Source organism: Streptococcus oralis, from assembly GCF_001578705.1.
In the GTDB taxonomy this organism is placed as follows: domain Bacteria; phylum Bacillota; class Bacilli; order Lactobacillales; family Streptococcaceae; genus Streptococcus; species Streptococcus oralis_J.
Window position 1 is genome coordinate 219900 of the sequence record NZ_KQ969037.1, and the last position, 15362, is coordinate 235261.

Annotated in this window: 12 protein-coding genes and 1 other annotated feature; all 12 genes read left to right on the top strand. The window is 41.6% G+C overall.

Going from position 1 to position 15362, the window contains the following annotated elements; translation table 11 throughout:
* Window positions 1-18 precede the first annotated feature (18 nt).
* The 12 genes from pepF (at window position 19) to SORDD05_RS01140 (ending at window position 15358) form a co-directional block, all read left to right on the top strand.
* Window positions 19-1821: an oligoendopeptidase F gene (gene pepF / locus SORDD05_RS01085; protein ID WP_061416710.1), complete on the top strand. Its 1803-nt coding sequence runs from the start codon at window positions 19-21 to the stop codon at window positions 1819-1821.
* Between the two features lies 1 nt (window position 1822).
* Window positions 1823-2536 (top strand): O-methyltransferase, encoded by a 714-nt coding sequence (locus SORDD05_RS01090; RefSeq protein ID WP_081102436.1) that lies wholly within the window; start codon window positions 1823-1825, stop codon window positions 2534-2536.
* Between the two features lie 65 nt (window positions 2537-2601).
* Window positions 2602-3543, top strand: a complete 942-nt coding sequence (gene prsA / locus SORDD05_RS01095) for a peptidylprolyl isomerase PrsA (protein ID WP_061416712.1) — start codon at window positions 2602-2604, stop codon at window positions 3541-3543.
* A gap of 189 nt (window positions 3544-3732) precedes the next feature.
* Window positions 3733-4956, top strand: a complete 1224-nt coding sequence (ftsW, locus tag SORDD05_RS01100) for a cell division peptidoglycan polymerase FtsW (protein WP_061416713.1) — start codon at window positions 3733-3735, stop codon at window positions 4954-4956.
* A 23-nt stretch (window positions 4957-4979) separates the two neighbouring features.
* Window positions 4980-7676, top strand: coding sequence for a phosphoenolpyruvate carboxylase (ppc, locus tag SORDD05_RS01105; protein ID WP_061416715.1), 2697 nt, complete (start codon window positions 4980-4982; stop codon window positions 7674-7676).
* 96 nt (window positions 7677-7772) lie between these two features.
* Window positions 7773-7988: a binding site (T-box leader), on the top strand.
* Window positions 7989-8105: 117 nt separating this feature from the next.
* On the top strand, window positions 8106-9101 hold the full coding sequence (gene trpX, locus SORDD05_RS01110; RefSeq protein ID WP_049479003.1) for a tryptophan ABC transporter substrate-binding protein: 996 nt from the start codon (window positions 8106-8108) through the stop codon (window positions 9099-9101).
* 65 nt (window positions 9102-9166) lie between these two features.
* Window positions 9167-10033 carry an ABC transporter permease gene (locus SORDD05_RS01115; RefSeq protein ID WP_061416716.1) on the top strand — a complete coding sequence of 289 codons (867 nt, stop codon included), beginning with the start codon at window positions 9167-9169 and terminating at the stop codon, window positions 10031-10033.
* Entirely contained in the window at window positions 10030-10788 is a 759-nt protein-coding gene (locus SORDD05_RS01120; protein ID WP_049505730.1) for an ABC transporter ATP-binding protein, read from the top strand. Before SORDD05_RS01115 ends, SORDD05_RS01120 begins: the two co-directional genes overlap by 4 nt.
* Before the next feature lie 196 nt (window positions 10789-10984).
* Window positions 10985-12745, top strand: a complete 1761-nt coding sequence (gene dnaG, locus SORDD05_RS01125; protein ID WP_061416718.1) for a DNA primase — start codon at window positions 10985-10987, stop codon at window positions 12743-12745.
* 2 nt (window positions 12746-12747) lie between these two features.
* The gene (gene rpoD / locus SORDD05_RS01130; RefSeq protein WP_000201890.1) at window positions 12748-13857 is read left to right on the top strand and encodes an RNA polymerase sigma factor RpoD; all 1110 of its coding nucleotides are present in this window, start codon (window positions 12748-12750) and stop codon (window positions 13855-13857) included.
* A 14-nt stretch (window positions 13858-13871) separates the two neighbouring features.
* Window positions 13872-14201, top strand: a complete 330-nt coding sequence (locus tag SORDD05_RS01135) for a metal-sulfur cluster assembly factor (protein ID WP_000331930.1) — start codon at window positions 13872-13874, stop codon at window positions 14199-14201.
* A gap of 113 nt (window positions 14202-14314) precedes the next feature.
* Window positions 14315-15358, top strand: coding sequence for a glycosyltransferase family 4 protein (locus SORDD05_RS01140; RefSeq protein ID WP_061417778.1), 1044 nt, complete (start codon window positions 14315-14317; stop codon window positions 15356-15358).
* Window positions 15359-15362 lie beyond the last annotated feature (4 nt).

Genomic DNA, 15362 nt, shown 5'->3' on the forward strand with positions numbered 1-15362 from the left:
AAAGGATGGAGGAATCTTATGGTATTACAACGACATGAAATAAATGAAAAAGATACATGGGATCTTTCAACAATCTACCCAACAGACCAGGCTTGGGAAGAAGCCTTGAAAGACTTAACTGAAAAAGTACAAACTGCAGCCCAGTATGAGGGGCATCTCTTGGACAGCGCAGACAGTTTGCTTGAGATTACAGAATTCTCACTCGACTTGGAACGCCAAGTTGAAAAGCTTTATGTCTATGCACATATGAAAAACGACCAAGATACGCGTGAAGCTAAGTATCAGGAGTACTATGCTAAGGCTATGACCCTCTACAGTCAGTTAGAACAAGCCTTTTCATTCTACGAACCTGAGTTTATGGAGATTAGCCAAGAACAGTATGTGACCTTCCTAGAAGCTCAACCAAAACTCCAAGTTTACAAACACTTTTTTGACAAGCTATTGCAAAAGAAGGATCATGTTCTTTCGCAACGTGAGGAAGAATTGTTGGCTGGCGCAGGAGAAATCTTTGGCGCTGCTAGTGAAACTTTCGCCATCTTGGACAATGCGGATATTAGCTTTCCATATGTCCTTGATGATGAAGGCAATGAAGTGCAGCTCTCACACGGTACTTACATTCGCTTGATGGAGTCTAAAAATCGTGAAGTGCGCCGTGGTGCTTATGAAGCCCTCTATGCGACTTACGAGCAGTTCCAACACACTTATGCTAAGACTTTGCAGACAAATGTTAAGGTGCAAAACTACCGAGCAAAAGTTCGCAACTATAAGAGTGCTCGTCATGCAGCCCTCGCAGCCAACTTTGTTCCAGAAAGTGTCTATGACAATCTAGTAGCAGCAGTTCGCAAGCATTTGCCACTCTTGCATCGTTACCTTGAACTTCGTTCTAAAATCTTGGGGATTTCAGATCTCAAGATGTACGATGTCTACACACCACTTTCTTCTGTAGAATATAGCTTTACCTACGAAGAAGCCCTGAAAAAGGCAGAAGAAGCCTTGGCAGTCTTGGGTGACGATTACTTGAGCCGTGTCAAACGTGCCTTTAGCGAGCGTTGGATTGATGTCTATGAAAACCAAGGCAAGCGTTCTGGTGCCTACTCTGGTGGATCTTACGATACAAATGCTTTTATGCTCCTCAACTGGCAGGATAATCTAGACAATCTCTTTACCCTAGTACACGAGACTGGTCACAGTATGCACTCTAGCTATACTCGTGAAACCCAACCTTATGTTTACGGAGATTACTCTATCTTTTTGGCAGAGATTGCCTCAACGACCAACGAAAATATCTTGACGGAGAAATTACTGGCAGAAGTAGAAGATGATGCAACTCGCTTTGCTATCCTCAATAACTTCTTGGATGGTTTCCGTGGAACAGTCTTCCGTCAAACTCAATTCGCTGAGTTTGAACATGCTATCCACCAAGCAGACCAAAATGGAGAAGTCTTGACAAGTGATTTCCTGAATAAACTCTATGCTGACTTGAACCAAGAGTACTATGGACTCAGCAAGGAAGACAACCCTCAAATCCAATACGAGTGGGCGCGCATTCCACACTTCTACTATAACTACTATGTTTATCAGTATTCAACTGGCTTTGCAGCTGCTTCAGCCTTGGCTGAGAAGATTGTCCATGGAAGTCAAGAAGATCGTGACCGCTATATCGACTACTTCAAGGCTGGTAAGTCAGACTATCCGCTCAATGTTATGAGAAAAGCGGGAGTGGATATGGAGAAGGAAGACTATCTCAACGATGCCTTTGCAGTCTTTGAACGTCGCTTGAACGAGTTTGAAGCCCTTGTTGAAAAATTGGGATTAGCATAAGATGGTAGAGTCTTATAGTAAAAATGCCAATCACAATATGCGACGTCCAGTCGTCAAGGAAGAAATTGTAGAACTCATGCGCCAGCGTCAAAAGCAGGTGACAGGTTCCTTGAAAGAATTGGAAACCTTCGCTCGTAAGGAAAATATTCCCATTATTCCTCATGAAACAGTCGCATATTTCCGTTTTCTCATGGAAAGTCTGCAGCCCAAGAACATTTTGGAGATTGGAACGGCAATTGGCTTCTCAGCCCTCCTGATGGCGGAACACGCCCCAAATGCTAAGATCACAACTATTGACCGTAATCCTGAGATGATTGGCTTTGCCAAGGAAAACTTTGCCCAGTTTGACAGGCGCAAACAAATCACTCTTTTGGAGGGAGATGCTGTCGATGTCCTATCAACCTTGACAGAAACTTATGACTTTGTCTTTATGGATTCGGCCAAGTCCAAGTACATCGTCTTTTTACCAGAAATCCTCAAACACTTGGAAGTCGGTGGAGTGGTGGTCTTGGATGATATTTTCCAAGGAGGAGATGTTGCCAAGGATATCATGGAAGTCCGCCGTGGTCAGCGCACCATTTATAAAGGTTTGCAAAGACTTTTCGACGCAACTTTGAACAATCCAGGTCTAACAGCGACTCTAGTTCCACTTGGAGACGGCATTCTCATGCTGAGAAAAAATGTGGCAGATGTGCAGCTTCCTGAGAGTGAATGATTTTTAGAAAAATTTAAGACAATTTAGTAAAATAGAGAAGGTAACTTACCATAAAAGGAGTAAACATGAAGAAAAAACTATTGGCAGGAGCCATTACCTTATTATCTGTAGCGACTTTGGCTGCTTGTTCAAAAAGTTCTGAAGGGGCTGATCTCATCAGCATGAAGGGTGATGTCGTCACTGAACACCAATTTTATGAACAAGTCAAAAACAATCCAACTGCGCAACAAGTCTTGCTTAATATGACCATCCAAAAAGTATTTGAAAAACAATATGGTTCAGAAGTGACTGACAAAGAGGTGGATGATGCCGTTGCTGAGGAACAAAAGAAATACGGCGATAGCTACAACAGCGTACTTCAACGTGCGGGTATGACTCCTGAGACTCGTAAAGCTCAAATTCGCACCAGTAAGTTGGTCGAATTGGCAGTTAAAAAAGCAGCAGAAAATGAATTGACAGACGAAGCTTACCAAAAAGCTTTTGAGTCTTATACACCAGATGTAACAGCTCAGATCATCCGTATGGATAACGAAGACAAGGCCAAAGAAGTGCTTGAAAAAGCAAAAGCAGAAGGAGCTGATTTTGCTCAGTTGGCAAAAGATAACTCAAATGATGACAAGACAAAAGAAAATGGTGGCGAAATCACTTTTGACTCTGCTTCAACAGAACTTCCAGAACAAGTCAAGAAGGCGGCCTTTGCCTTGGATGTGAATGGTGTCTCTGATGTTATCACAGCGACTGGAACACAAGCCTACAGTACCCAATACTACATTATTAAGCTAACCAAGAAAACAGAAAAATCGTCAAACCTAGATGACTACAAAGAAAAATTGAAAACGGTCATCCTGGCTCAGAAACAAAACGATTCATCTTTCGTTCAGAGCGTTATCGGAAAAGAATTCCAAGCTGCAAATATTAAAGTGAAAGATCCTGTTTTCCAAAATATCTTTGCCCAATACGTTGGTGGTGCAGACTCAAACTCAAGCAGTAGCTCATCAGCAGAATAAAAAAGAAAATACAAACTTTATCTTGAAGTTTGTATTTTTTAGCAATCAATTTCGTCCAAATAGCAAAATTCGAAGGATTGGAGGATAAGAGTTTTTTTCTTTCTGAAAAAATGGTATAATAGCAATCAAAACTAGAAAATAAAACGGAATTAGGAACAGTTTTCTCTGTTTCTATTAGAGTGGTGACATATGAAAATTAGTAAAAGGCACCTATTGAACTATTCCATTTTGATTCCTTACCTCCTTTTATCGATTTTGGGTCTAATTGTTGTTTACTCAACTACGAGTGCTACCTTGATCCAAGAAGGGAAAAGCGCTCTTCAGTTAGCTCGGAACCAAGGAATGTTTTGGGTAGTTAGTTTGGTTTTGATTGCCTTAATTTATAAACTGAAACTTGGTTTTTTAAGAAATGAACGCTTGATTTTTATCGTTATGTTTGTAGAGATGATTCTCCTAGCTTTGGCTCGGCTAATTGGAACCCCAGTCAATGGTGCCTACGGTTGGATTTCTGTAGGACCTGTAACGATTCAGCCTGCTGAATATCTTAAGATTATCATTATTTGGTACCTAGCCCATCGATTCTCAAAACAGCAAGATGAGATAGCTGTTTACGACTTCCAAGTCTTGACTCAGAATCAGTGGTTACCTCGAGCTTTTAACGACTGGCGTTTCGTTTTACTGGTTTTGATTGGTAGTTTGGGAATTTTCCCTGACTTGGGAAATGCGACCATTCTGGTCTTGGTGTCGCTGCTTATGTACACAGTTAGTGGAATTGCCTATCGTTGGTTCTCGACTATTCTAACTCTCTTAGCAGGAAGTTCCATTTTAGTCTTGTCTGTCATTCGTCTTGTTGGCGTTGAGAAGTTTTCTCAAATTCCTGTATTTGGTTACGTTGCTAAACGTTTTAGTGCCTTCTTTAATCCCTTTAATGACTTGGCGGGTGCAGGACACCAGCTCGCAAATTCCTACTATGCAATGGTAAATGGTGGCTGGTTTGGACTTGGATTAGGAAATTCCATTGAGAAACGTGGTTATTTGCCAGAAGCACATACGGATTTCGTCTTTTCAATCGTCATCGAGGAATTTGGATTTGTAGGAGCGGGTATGATTTTGGCACTTCTCTTCTTCTTGATTTTGAGAATTATCTTAGTCGGTATTCGTGCTAAGGATCCCTTTAACTCCATGGTTGCTATCGGTGTCGGAGGGATGATCCTTGTTCAGGTCTTTGTCAATATCGGTGGGATTTCTGGTTTGATTCCTTCTACAGGAGTAACCTTCCCCTTCCTTTCACAAGGGGGGAATAGTCTTCTGGTCTTATCTGTAGCCATTGCCTTTGTACTAAATATCGATGCCAGCGAAAAACGTGCCAAACTTATCAGAGAATTCGAAGGTCAAACTTCTGTTACTCTATAAGGATTGAATGGAAAGGAAAGTTTATGTCACTTCAAAAATTAGAAAACTATAGCAATAAAGCAGTCGTCCAAGAAGAAGTCTTGATTTTGACAGAGCTATTAGAAGACATCACAAAAAATATGCTTACGCCAGAGACTTTTGATAAAATCATGCAGTTGAAGGACTTGTCTACAAGCGAAAACTATCAAGGACTCAATAAATTGGTGACCAGCCTTTCAAACGAGGAAATGATCTATATTTCTCGCTATTTCTCAATCCTTCCACTCTTGATCAATATCTCTGAAGATGTGGACTTAGCCTATGAAATCAATCACCAAAATAATGTAGACCAAGACTATCTAGGAAAACTGTCAACAACCATTAAGATGGTGGCTGAAAAAGAAAATGCGGCTGCAATTTTGGAGCAGCTGAATGTGGTTCCAGTTTTGACGGCCCACCCGACTCAAGTACAACGCAAGAGTATGCTGGATTTAACCAATCATATCCATACACTCTTACGGAAGTACCGTGATGTCAAACTAGGCTTGATCAACAAAGAAAAATGGCATACAGATCTCCGTCGTTACATTGAAATTATCATGCAAACGGATATGATTCGCGAGAAGAAATTGAAGGTAACCAACGAAATCACCAATGTGATGGAGTACTATCAGAGTTCTTTCTTGAATGCTGTTCCACGTTTGACGGCTGAGTATAAGAAACTAGCTAAGGAACAAGGTATCGAGCTCCAACATCCAAAACCGATTACAATGGGGATGTGGATCGGAGGAGACCGTGATGGAAATCCTTTCGTAACAGCGGAAACCCTCAACAAATCAGCCTTGACTCAGTGCGAAGTCATCATGAACTACTACGATGAGAAGATTTATAACCTTTATCGTGAATTTTCACTTTCAACCAGCATCGTGAATGTCAGTGACAAGGTTCGTGAGATGGCGCTGAAGTCACAAGATAACTCCATTTATCGTGAAAAAGAACTCTATCGTCGTGCCCTCTTTGACATCCAAGCTAAGATGCAGGCAACCAAGGCTTATTTGATTGAAGACAAGGAACTTCAACCTAGATATGCTACCGCAGATGAATTTTACCAAGATTTATTGGCCATCCGAGATTCTCTATTAGAGAACAAAGGTGAGTACCTGATTTCAGGAGAATTTGTAGAGTTGATGCAGGCGGTTGAAATCTTTGGCTTCTATCTTGCCTCTATCGACATGCGCCAAGATTCTAGTGTTCATGAAGCCTGTGTGGCAGAATTGCTAGCATCCGCAGGGATCAACGACCACTATAGTGATCTGTCTGAAGATGAAAAATGCGCCCTCCTCTTGAAGGAGTTGGAAGAAGACCCTCGTATCCTCTCAGCGACTCATGCTGAAAAGTCAGAACTGCTTGAAAAAGAGCTCTCTATCTTTAAAGCCGCTCGCAAGTTGAAGGATAAATTAGGTGAAAACGTCATCCGTCAAACTATCATCTCTCATGCAACCAGCGTGTCTGATATGCTAGAACTAGCCATTATGCTTAAGGAAGTCGGCTTGGTAGATGCTCAAAAAGCCCGCGTTCAGATTGTTCCCTTGTTTGAAACGATCGAAGACTTGGATCACTCGGAAGAAACCATGAGAAGATATTTCTCTCTTCCTTTGGCTAAAAAATGGATTGCTTCAAAGGACAACTACCAAGAAATCATGCTAGGCTACTCTGATAGCAACAAAGACGGTGGTTACCTGTCATCATGTTGGACTCTCTATAAAGCGCAACAGCAACTGACTGCTATCGGTGACGAATTTGGTGTTAAAGTTACCTTCTTCCATGGTCGTGGTGGTACTGTGGGTCGTGGTGGTGGACCAACTTATGAAGCCATCACATCTCAACCGCTCAAGTCTATCAAGGACCGTATTCGTCTGACTGAGCAAGGAGAAGTGATTGGAAACAAATACGGAAACAAAGACGCTGCCTATTATAACCTTGAAATGTTGGTTTCTGCAGCTATTAACCGTATGATTACCAAGAAGAAGAGTGATACCAATACGTCAAATCGTTATGAAGCCATCATGGATCAAGTAGTGGACCGTAGCTACGATATTTACCGTGACTTGGTCTTTGGAAATGAACATTTCTATGACTATTTCTTTGAGTCCAGTCCGATTAAGGCTATTTCAAGCTTTAATATCGGTTCGCGTCCAGCCGCTCGTAAGACTATTACAGAAATCGGTGGTTTGCGTGCCATCCCTTGGGTCTTCTCATGGTCACAAAGTCGTGTCATGTTCCCTGGATGGTATGGCGTGGGTTCAAGCTTTAAAGAGTTTATTGATCAAGATCCTGATAATATTGAGATCCTTCGTGATATGTACCAAAACTGGCCTTTCTTCCAATCACTACTTTCCAATGTGGACATGGTCTTGTCTAAGTCTAATATGAACATTGCTTTTGAATATGCCAAGCTCTGTGAAGACGAAGAAGTACAAGCTATCTACTACACTATTTTAGATGAATGGCAGTTGACCAAGGACGTTATTTTAGCTATCGAAGGCTATGACGAACTCTTGGCTGAAAACTCTTACCTAAAAGACAGTCTAAACTATCGTATGCCTTACTTTAATATCCTTAACTACATCCAGTTGGAGTTGATCAAACGCCAACGTCGCGGTGAATTGTCGGCAGACGAAGAAAGATTGATTCATACAACCATTAACGGAATTGCAACCGGTTTGCGTAATTCAGGCTGATATTCTACAAGCTTCCTCTTTTTTCAAGGGGAAGTTTTTGAATAGTTTAAAAAATTCTAAAAATAAGCTTGACAAGTAGTTGAAAAATGATATAATTTAAATATTCAGAAAGTAATCATACTCATTTTTTAGAGAATCTGTGGTTGGTGAAAGCAGATAGATGAAAGTGATGAAATTGGGCTGAATGTTATTAAGAATTTGAAATCATAAAAATTCGGTGAGCACACCTTACAGTGCAACTCGTGAATGCGAGAAAGAGCGATAGGGATATTCCCTATAATTGAGGTGGCACCGCGCATCGACGTCCTCACACAAGTTTTTTGTGTGAGGATTTTTTCTATTAGGAGGATGATGATGGAATTTAAACGATGGCGTCGCTTGTTTTGAGTGAAAAGAGTATAGTACAAGTGATTTAAAAGGAGAAAAAATATGAAAAATAAACGTTTGATTGGAATTGTCGCTGGATTAGCAGTATTGGTGGTGGCTAGCTTGATTTATTCATCTATGAACAAGCCTGCAGCTAAGGAAGAGCAAAAGGTCGCTAAGGTTGGTGTCCTTCAGTTTGTTAGTCACCCATCCTTGGACTTGATTTACCAAGGGATTCAAGATGGACTAGCTGAAGAAGGCTATAAGGACGACCAAGTAAAAATCGACTTTATGAACTCTGAAGGTGATCAGAGCAAGGTTGCAACCATGAGTAAACAATTGGTAGCAAATGGAAACGACGTTGTTGTTGGGATTGCGACACCAGCGGCTCAAGGACTTGCTAGTGCTACAAAAGACCTACCAGTTATCATGGCTGCTATTACAGACCCGATCGGTGCTAACTTGGTCAAAGATTTGAAAAAACCAGGTGGCAACATCACAGGGGTGTCAGACCACAACCCAGCTGAACAGCAAGTGGAATTGATTAAAACTTTGACACCAAATGTCAAAACAATCGGCGCTCTTTACTCAAGTAGCGAAGATAACTCAAAATCACAAGTTGAAGAATTCAAGGCTTATGCTGAAAAAGCAGGTTTGACAGTCGAAACCTTTGCCGTTCCATCAACCAATGAAATTGCTTCAACAGTCAATGTCATGACAAGCAAGGTCGATGCGATTTGGGTTCCAATTGACAACACCATTGCATCAGCCTTCTCAACAGTTGTTTCAAGCAACCAAACAGCTAAAAAGCCAATCTATCCAAGTGCCACTGCTATGGTAGAAGCAGGTGGATTAGCATCTGTAGTAGTTGACCAACACGATCTTGGAGTGGCTACTGGTAAAATGATTGCCAAAGTTTTGAAAGGTGAAAAACCAGCTGATACGCCAGTTAATGTCTTCTCAACTGGTAAGTCAGTGATTAACAAAAAACTAGCGCAGGAACTTGGTATCACCATTCCTGAGTCTGTTCTAAAAGAAGCAGGACAAGTGATTGAATAAGGAAAAAGGAGGAGCTGGACACATCTCCTCCCATTTTTACTAAAGAAAGAAATGAGTGAAAGATTATGATAGTATCCATTATTTCTCAGGGGATGGTCTGGGCGATTTTAGGTTTGGGAATCTTTATGACTTTCCGAATTTTGAATTTCCCTGATATGACTACTGAAGGCTCTTTTCCTCTAGGAGGAGCAGTAGCTGTAACCTTGATAACACAGGGAGTCAATCCATTTTTAGCAACCTTGACTGCAGTAGGAGCAGGTTGTCTAGCTGGTATGGCGACAGGTCTCTTATATACCAAAGGAAAAATTCCAACTCTCTTATCAGGGATTCTGGTCATGACTTCTTGCCATTCCATCATGCTCATGATTATGGGGCGTGCCAATTTGGGGCTTCTTGGAACCAAGCAAATTCAGGATGTCTTGCCTTTTGATTCAGACCTTAACCAACTCTTGACTGGATTAATCTTTGTAGCTCTTGTTATTGGCCTTATGCTCTTTTTCCTAGATACCAAACTAGGTCAGGCATACATCGCTACAGGTGACAATCCTGATATGGCTCGTAGCTTTGGTATCAATACGGGACGTATGGAACTCATGGGCTTGGTTCTCTCAAATGGGATTATCGCGCTTGCAGGAGCCTTAATTGCTCAACAAGAAGGATATGCGGATGTTTCACGAGGTATCGGGGTTATCGTAGTTGGTCTAGCTAGCTTGATTATTGGTGAGGTTTTGTTTAAGAGTTTGACTCTGGCAGAGCGCCTCATGACCATCGTCGTTGGCTCTATCGCCTATCAGTTCCTCGTCTGGGGAGTGATTGCTCTTGGATTTAACACAAGTTATCTTCGTTTGTACAGCGCCTTGATTTTGGCAGTTTGTCTCATGATTCCAACCTTCAAAAGCAAATACCTGAAAGGAGTCAAGTTTAGCAAATGACAGCAATTGTAGAATTAAAAAATGCTACCAAAGTCATCACGAATGGCTTTGATGAGGAAAAAATCATTCTGAATGATGTTTCTCTTGAAATTTTCGAACATGATTTCATTACCATCCTAGGTGGAAATGGAGCTGGGAAGTCAACTCTTTTTAACACTATTGCAGGTACCCTACCTTTAACAAGTGGAAGTATCCGTATCATGGGCGAGGACGTGACGCATTTTTCACCTGAAAAGCGGGCTAAGTACCTGTCTCGTGTCTTTCAGGATCCTAAGATGGGTACGGCTCCACGTATGACGGTGGCGGAAAATCTCTTAATTGCCAAGTTTCGTGGTGAGAAGAGAGGACTCCTTCCTAGGAGACTTTCAAGCCATAGAGAAGAATTTCAGACAACCATTGAAAAAGTGGGAAATGGGCTTGAAAAACATCTGGACACTCCGATTGAGTTTCTTTCAGGTGGACAACGTCAGGCCTTGAGTCTCTTGATGGCAACCTTGAAACGACCAGAGTTACTCTTGTTGGATGAACACACAGCAGCCCTTGACCCAAAAACAAGTGTGGCCTTGATGGAGTTAACAGATGACTTTGTCAGCAAGGATCATCTAACAGCCTTGATGATTACCCACCATATGGAGGATGCACTGAAGTATGGAAATCGTCTGATAGTCATGAAGGAAGGCCGTATCATCCAAGACCTCAATAAAGAAGAAAAAGCTAAGATGAAAATCTCAGACTACTATCAATTATTTGAATAGATGAGTTAAATAATCATCAAAAAATAGAGAAGAGAAACTTAGAAGCATTAAAGTGTTTCTGAGTTTTTTATCTCCTCTTTCTATATAGAAGAATAAGGCAAAGAGAATTACGGAAAGCGTATGAAATGGTTTACTTTTTTTCAGAAATAAGCTATACTAGTTTACGTGAAACTATGATAAGATGGAGGTATTGTGTATGGTTGACAAGCAAGTCATTGAAGAAATCAAAAACAATGCCAACATTGTGGAAGTCATAGGTGATGTGATTTCTTTACAGAAGGCTGGACGGAACTATTTAGGGCTCTGTCCTTTTCATGGTGAAAAGACCCCCTCTTTCAACGTAGTTGAGGACAAGCAGTTTTATCACTGTTTTGGATGTGGGCGCTCAGGAGATGTCTTTAAATTCATCGAAGAATACCAAGGTGTGTCCTTCATGGAAGCCGTTCAGCTCTTAGGAGAGCGCGTTGGTATTCAACTAGCCATGCCTGTCCAGTCTCGTCCTCAACAGGCTTCGCCTCATCAAGCTCTATATGATATGCATGAAGAAGCTGCCCGTTTTTACCATGCAATCCTCATGACGACCAAGATGGGAGAAGAAGCAAGGGCTTATCTCTACAAACGCGGATTGACAGACGATGTTCTGAAGCACTTCCGGATTGGGCTGGCTCCAGCAGAGAGAACCTATCTCTACCAACGTTTATCTGGCAAATTTGAAGAAAAGGATTTGTTGGATTCTGGTTTGTTTTATCTGTCAGATGGCAATCAGTTTTATGATACTTTTTTTGGACGTATCATCTTTCCTTTGACCAATGACAAGGGGCAGGTTATTGCCTTTTCTGGTCGTATCTGGCAAGAAACGGATAGTCAGACTGCCAAATATAAAAATAGTCGCTCGACTGCAATTTTTAACAAGAGTTACGAATTGTATCATTTGGACAAGGCTAAAAAAGCAACTGGAAAGATAGCAGAACTCTACCTGATGGAAGGTTTTATGGATGTTATCGCGGCCTACCGTGCTGGTATAGAAAATGCTGTGGCTTCTATGGGGACAGCGCTGAGCAAGGAGCATGTTGACCACCTCAAACGCTTCACCAAAAAGATAGTTCTCAGCTATGATGGTGACAAGGCAGGACAGGCAGCGACAGCCAAAGCTCTGGAAGAATTAAAAGATTTCTCAGTGGAAGTTGTTCGAGTACCTGATGCCATGGACCCAGATGAGTATTTGCAAAAAAATTCTGCTGAAGACCTGGCCTACCTCTTAACAAAGACTCGGATTAGTCCCATAGAGTTCTATATTCACCAACTCAAACCTGAAAATAGTGATAACTTGCAAGCGCAAATTGAGTTCATTGAAAAGATTGCGCCCCTAATCGCCAAAGAAAAGTCTATCACTGCCCAGAATTCTTATATCCACATTCTGGCGGATAACCTACCTTCCTTTGATTACCAGCAGGTGGAGCAGATTGTAAATGAAAGTCGGATTGTTCAGAGACAGGAAAGAGTCAAAGAGGAGCAACCTCCAGCAGCGATTAGTTTACCTGTAACGCGGCAACTGACAGCAGTCATGAGAGCAGAGGCTCATCTCCTCTATAGGATGGCTGAGAACCCAGTTGTGTTAAATGACTACCGATTAAGAGAAGATTTTTTCTTTGATACCCCAGAATTTCAGATTCTTTACGAATTATTAAGTGAGCAGGGAGAAATTGGCTCTGAGGTGCTTTCTCATCAGACGCCTGAGGTTGAAAATGCTTGGTACCACGTGCTTAGTCTGGATTTACCAGCTGAGATGTCGCCTCAGGAGCTAGTGGAAGTCGAAGCGACTCGAAACCGTGCCCTCCTCAGCAAGGACAACTTAAGAATTAAAAAGAAAGTGCAGGAAGCTAGTCATGTAGGAGATACAGACACAGCCTTGAAAGAATTGCAACGATTGATTTCCCAAAAGAGAAGAATGGAGTAATAATGGCAACAAAACAAAAAGAAGTAACGACATTTGATGTGCAAGTAGCAGACTTTATCCGTAACCACAAAAAAACAGGAACAGCAACAGATGACGAAATCAATTCAAGTCTGGTTATTCCGTTTGCCCTTGATGCAGACGGCATTGAAGACCTTTTGCAACGGATTCAGGATGCTGGAATTTCTATCACAGATAACGAAGGAAATCCAAGCGCGCGTGTTCTTAGTGCAGAAGAAGAGCCAGAACTCAGTGATGAGGACTTGATTGGCTCAACTTCAGCCAAGGTTAATGACCCAGTCCGTATGTATTTGAAGGAAATCGGGGTTGTTCCTCTCTTGACCAACGAAGAGGAAAAAGAATTGGCCCTAGCAGTTGAGGCTGGTGATATTGAAGCCAAACAACGTCTTGCGGAAGCCAATCTTCGTTTGGTGGTTTCTATCGCTAAGCGCTACGTAGGGCGTGGCATGCAGTTTCTTGACTTGATCCAAGAAGGAAATATGGGCTTGATGAAAGCCGTGGACAAGTTTGACTATTCTAAAGGATTCAAGTTTTCTACATATGCAACTTGGTGGATTCGTCAGGCGATCACTCGTGCCATCGCTGATCAAGCTCGTACCATCCGTATCCCTGTTCACATGGTTGAAACTATCAATAAATTGGTTCGTGAACAGCGAAATCTCCTTCAAGAATTGGGACAAGATCCAACTCCTGAACAAATCGCTGAGCGTATGGATATGACACCTGACAAGGTACGCGAAATCTTGAAAATTGCTCAAGAGCCAGTATCGCTTGAAACACCGATTGGTGAAGAGGACGATAGTCATCTTGGGGACTTTATCGAAGACGAAGTGATTGAAAATCCAGTAGACTACACAACTCGTATCGTCTTGCGTGAGCAGTTGGATGAGGTTTTGGATACTCTCACAGACCGTGAAGAAAACGTTCTGCGCCTTCGTTTCGGGCTAGATGATGGAAAAATGCGTACCCTTGAAGATGTTGGTAAAGTCTTTAACGTGACTCGTGAACGTATCCGTCAGATTGAGGCCAAGGCTTTGAGAAAATTGCGTCAACCAAGTCGCAGCAAACCCCTTCGTGATTTTATTGAAGACTAAGAGTGAGGAGTAACATGGCTTATACAGAAGAGCAAATTGAAACGATCAAAACACGCATTTTAAATGCCTTGGAAGAAGTCATCGACCCTGAGTTGGGGATTGATATTGTCAACCTAGGTTTAATTTATGAAATTCGTTTTGATGGTGAAACAGGTCACACTGAAATTGATATGACCTTGACAACTATGGGCTGCCCACTGGCTGACCTTTTGACAGACCAGATACACGATGCGATGACAGATGTGCCTGAGGTAACTAATACCGAAGTTAAATTGGTCTGGTATCCAGCTTGGACAGTTGAAAAAATGAGCCGATACGCGCGTATCGCCCTAGGAATTAAATAAAGACTAAGAAAAATGTGAGAGACGATTGGAAAATGAGGAAATCTCCTTCTTTTTCCTTTGGTCTCTTCTTTCTTTTGCTGATTTTCTAGAAATAAAATGGTATAATGAAAGGTATGGAAAACGAAAAATTGCGTGTCAATATGCTAAGTTCAAGTGAAAAAGTGGCTGGTCAAGGAGTATCAGGAGCCTACCGTGAGTTGGTACGTCTCCTACATCGTGATGCCCAAGATCAGTTAATTGTTACGGAGAATCTTCCTGTTGAGGCAGATGTAACTCACTTTCATACCATTGATTTCCCTTATTATTTATCTACATTTCAAAAGAAGCGATCTGGGAGAAAAATTGGCTATGTGCATTTTTTGCCTGATACGCTTGAGGGAAGTTTGAAAATTCCATTTTTCTTAAAGGGAATTATCAAGCGCTATGTTTTTTCATTTTACAACAGAATGGAACACCTAGTGGTGGTCAATCCCATGTTTATCGAGGATTTGGTGGCAGCTGGTATTCCACGTGAAAAAGTAACTTATATTCCAAACTTTGTAAATAAGGAAAAATGGCATCCACTGCCAGCTGACCAAGTAGCAAAACTTCGTCAGGAAATGGATTTAGCTGAAGATCAGTTCATCGTAGTCGGTGCAGGTCAGGTTCAGAAACGTAAAGGAATTGATGACTTTATCCGCCTTGCGGAGGAATTGCCAGAAATTACCTTTATCTGGGCAGGTGGTTTTTCATTTGGTGGGATGACAGATGGTTATGAACGCTATAAAAAAATCATGGACAATCCACCTAAAAATCTAATTTTTCCAGGTATTGTTCCTCCAGAGCGAATGCGAGAGCTCTATGCTTTAGCGGATCTCTTCTTGCTACCAAGTTACAACGAACTATTCCCTATGACCATCTTAGAGGCAGCAAGTTGTGAAGCGCCGATTATGCTAAGGGATTTAGATCTATACAAGGTCATTCTCGAAGGAAATTATCGTGCTACAAGTGATGTTTCAGAGATGAGAGAAGCCATTCTCGAATACAAAGATCATCCTGAAAAGTTGAAAGACTTGAAAGAAAAAGCTCGCGAGATCTCCAAAGAGTACTCTGAGGAGCATTTGTTGGAAATCTGGTTAAAATTTTATCGAGAACAGGCTGCTTTGGGCAAAAAGTGAGGTA

Excerpts from the sequence above, each read along its gene's own strand:
- SORDD05_RS01090 (WP_081102436.1), top strand. The coding sequence starts at position 1,823 with ATGGTAGAGTCTTATAGTAAAAATGCCAATCACAATATGCGACGTCCA.
- SORDD05_RS01135 (WP_000331930.1), top strand. The coding sequence starts at position 13,872 with ATGGCTTATACAGAAGAGCAAATTGAAACGATCAAAACACGCATTTTA.
- ftsW (WP_061416713.1), top strand. The coding sequence starts at position 3,733 with ATGAAAATTAGTAAAAGGCACCTATTGAACTATTCCATTTTGATTCCT.
- prsA (WP_061416712.1), top strand. The coding sequence starts at position 2,602 with ATGAAGAAAAAACTATTGGCAGGAGCCATTACCTTATTATCTGTAGCG.
- pepF (WP_061416710.1), top strand. The coding sequence starts at position 19 with ATGGTATTACAACGACATGAAATAAATGAAAAAGATACATGGGATCTT.
- SORDD05_RS01120 (WP_049505730.1), top strand. The coding sequence starts at position 10,030 with ATGACAGCAATTGTAGAATTAAAAAATGCTACCAAAGTCATCACGAAT.
- dnaG (WP_061416718.1), top strand. The coding sequence starts at position 10,985 with ATGGTTGACAAGCAAGTCATTGAAGAAATCAAAAACAATGCCAACATT.
- trpX (WP_049479003.1), top strand. The coding sequence starts at position 8,106 with ATGAAAAATAAACGTTTGATTGGAATTGTCGCTGGATTAGCAGTATTG.
- rpoD (WP_000201890.1), top strand. The coding sequence starts at position 12,748 with ATGGCAACAAAACAAAAAGAAGTAACGACATTTGATGTGCAAGTAGCA.
- SORDD05_RS01115 (WP_061416716.1), top strand. The coding sequence starts at position 9,167 with ATGATAGTATCCATTATTTCTCAGGGGATGGTCTGGGCGATTTTAGGT.
- SORDD05_RS01140 (WP_061417778.1), top strand. The coding sequence starts at position 14,315 with ATGGAAAACGAAAAATTGCGTGTCAATATGCTAAGTTCAAGTGAAAAA.
- ppc (WP_061416715.1), top strand. The coding sequence starts at position 4,980 with ATGTCACTTCAAAAATTAGAAAACTATAGCAATAAAGCAGTCGTCCAA.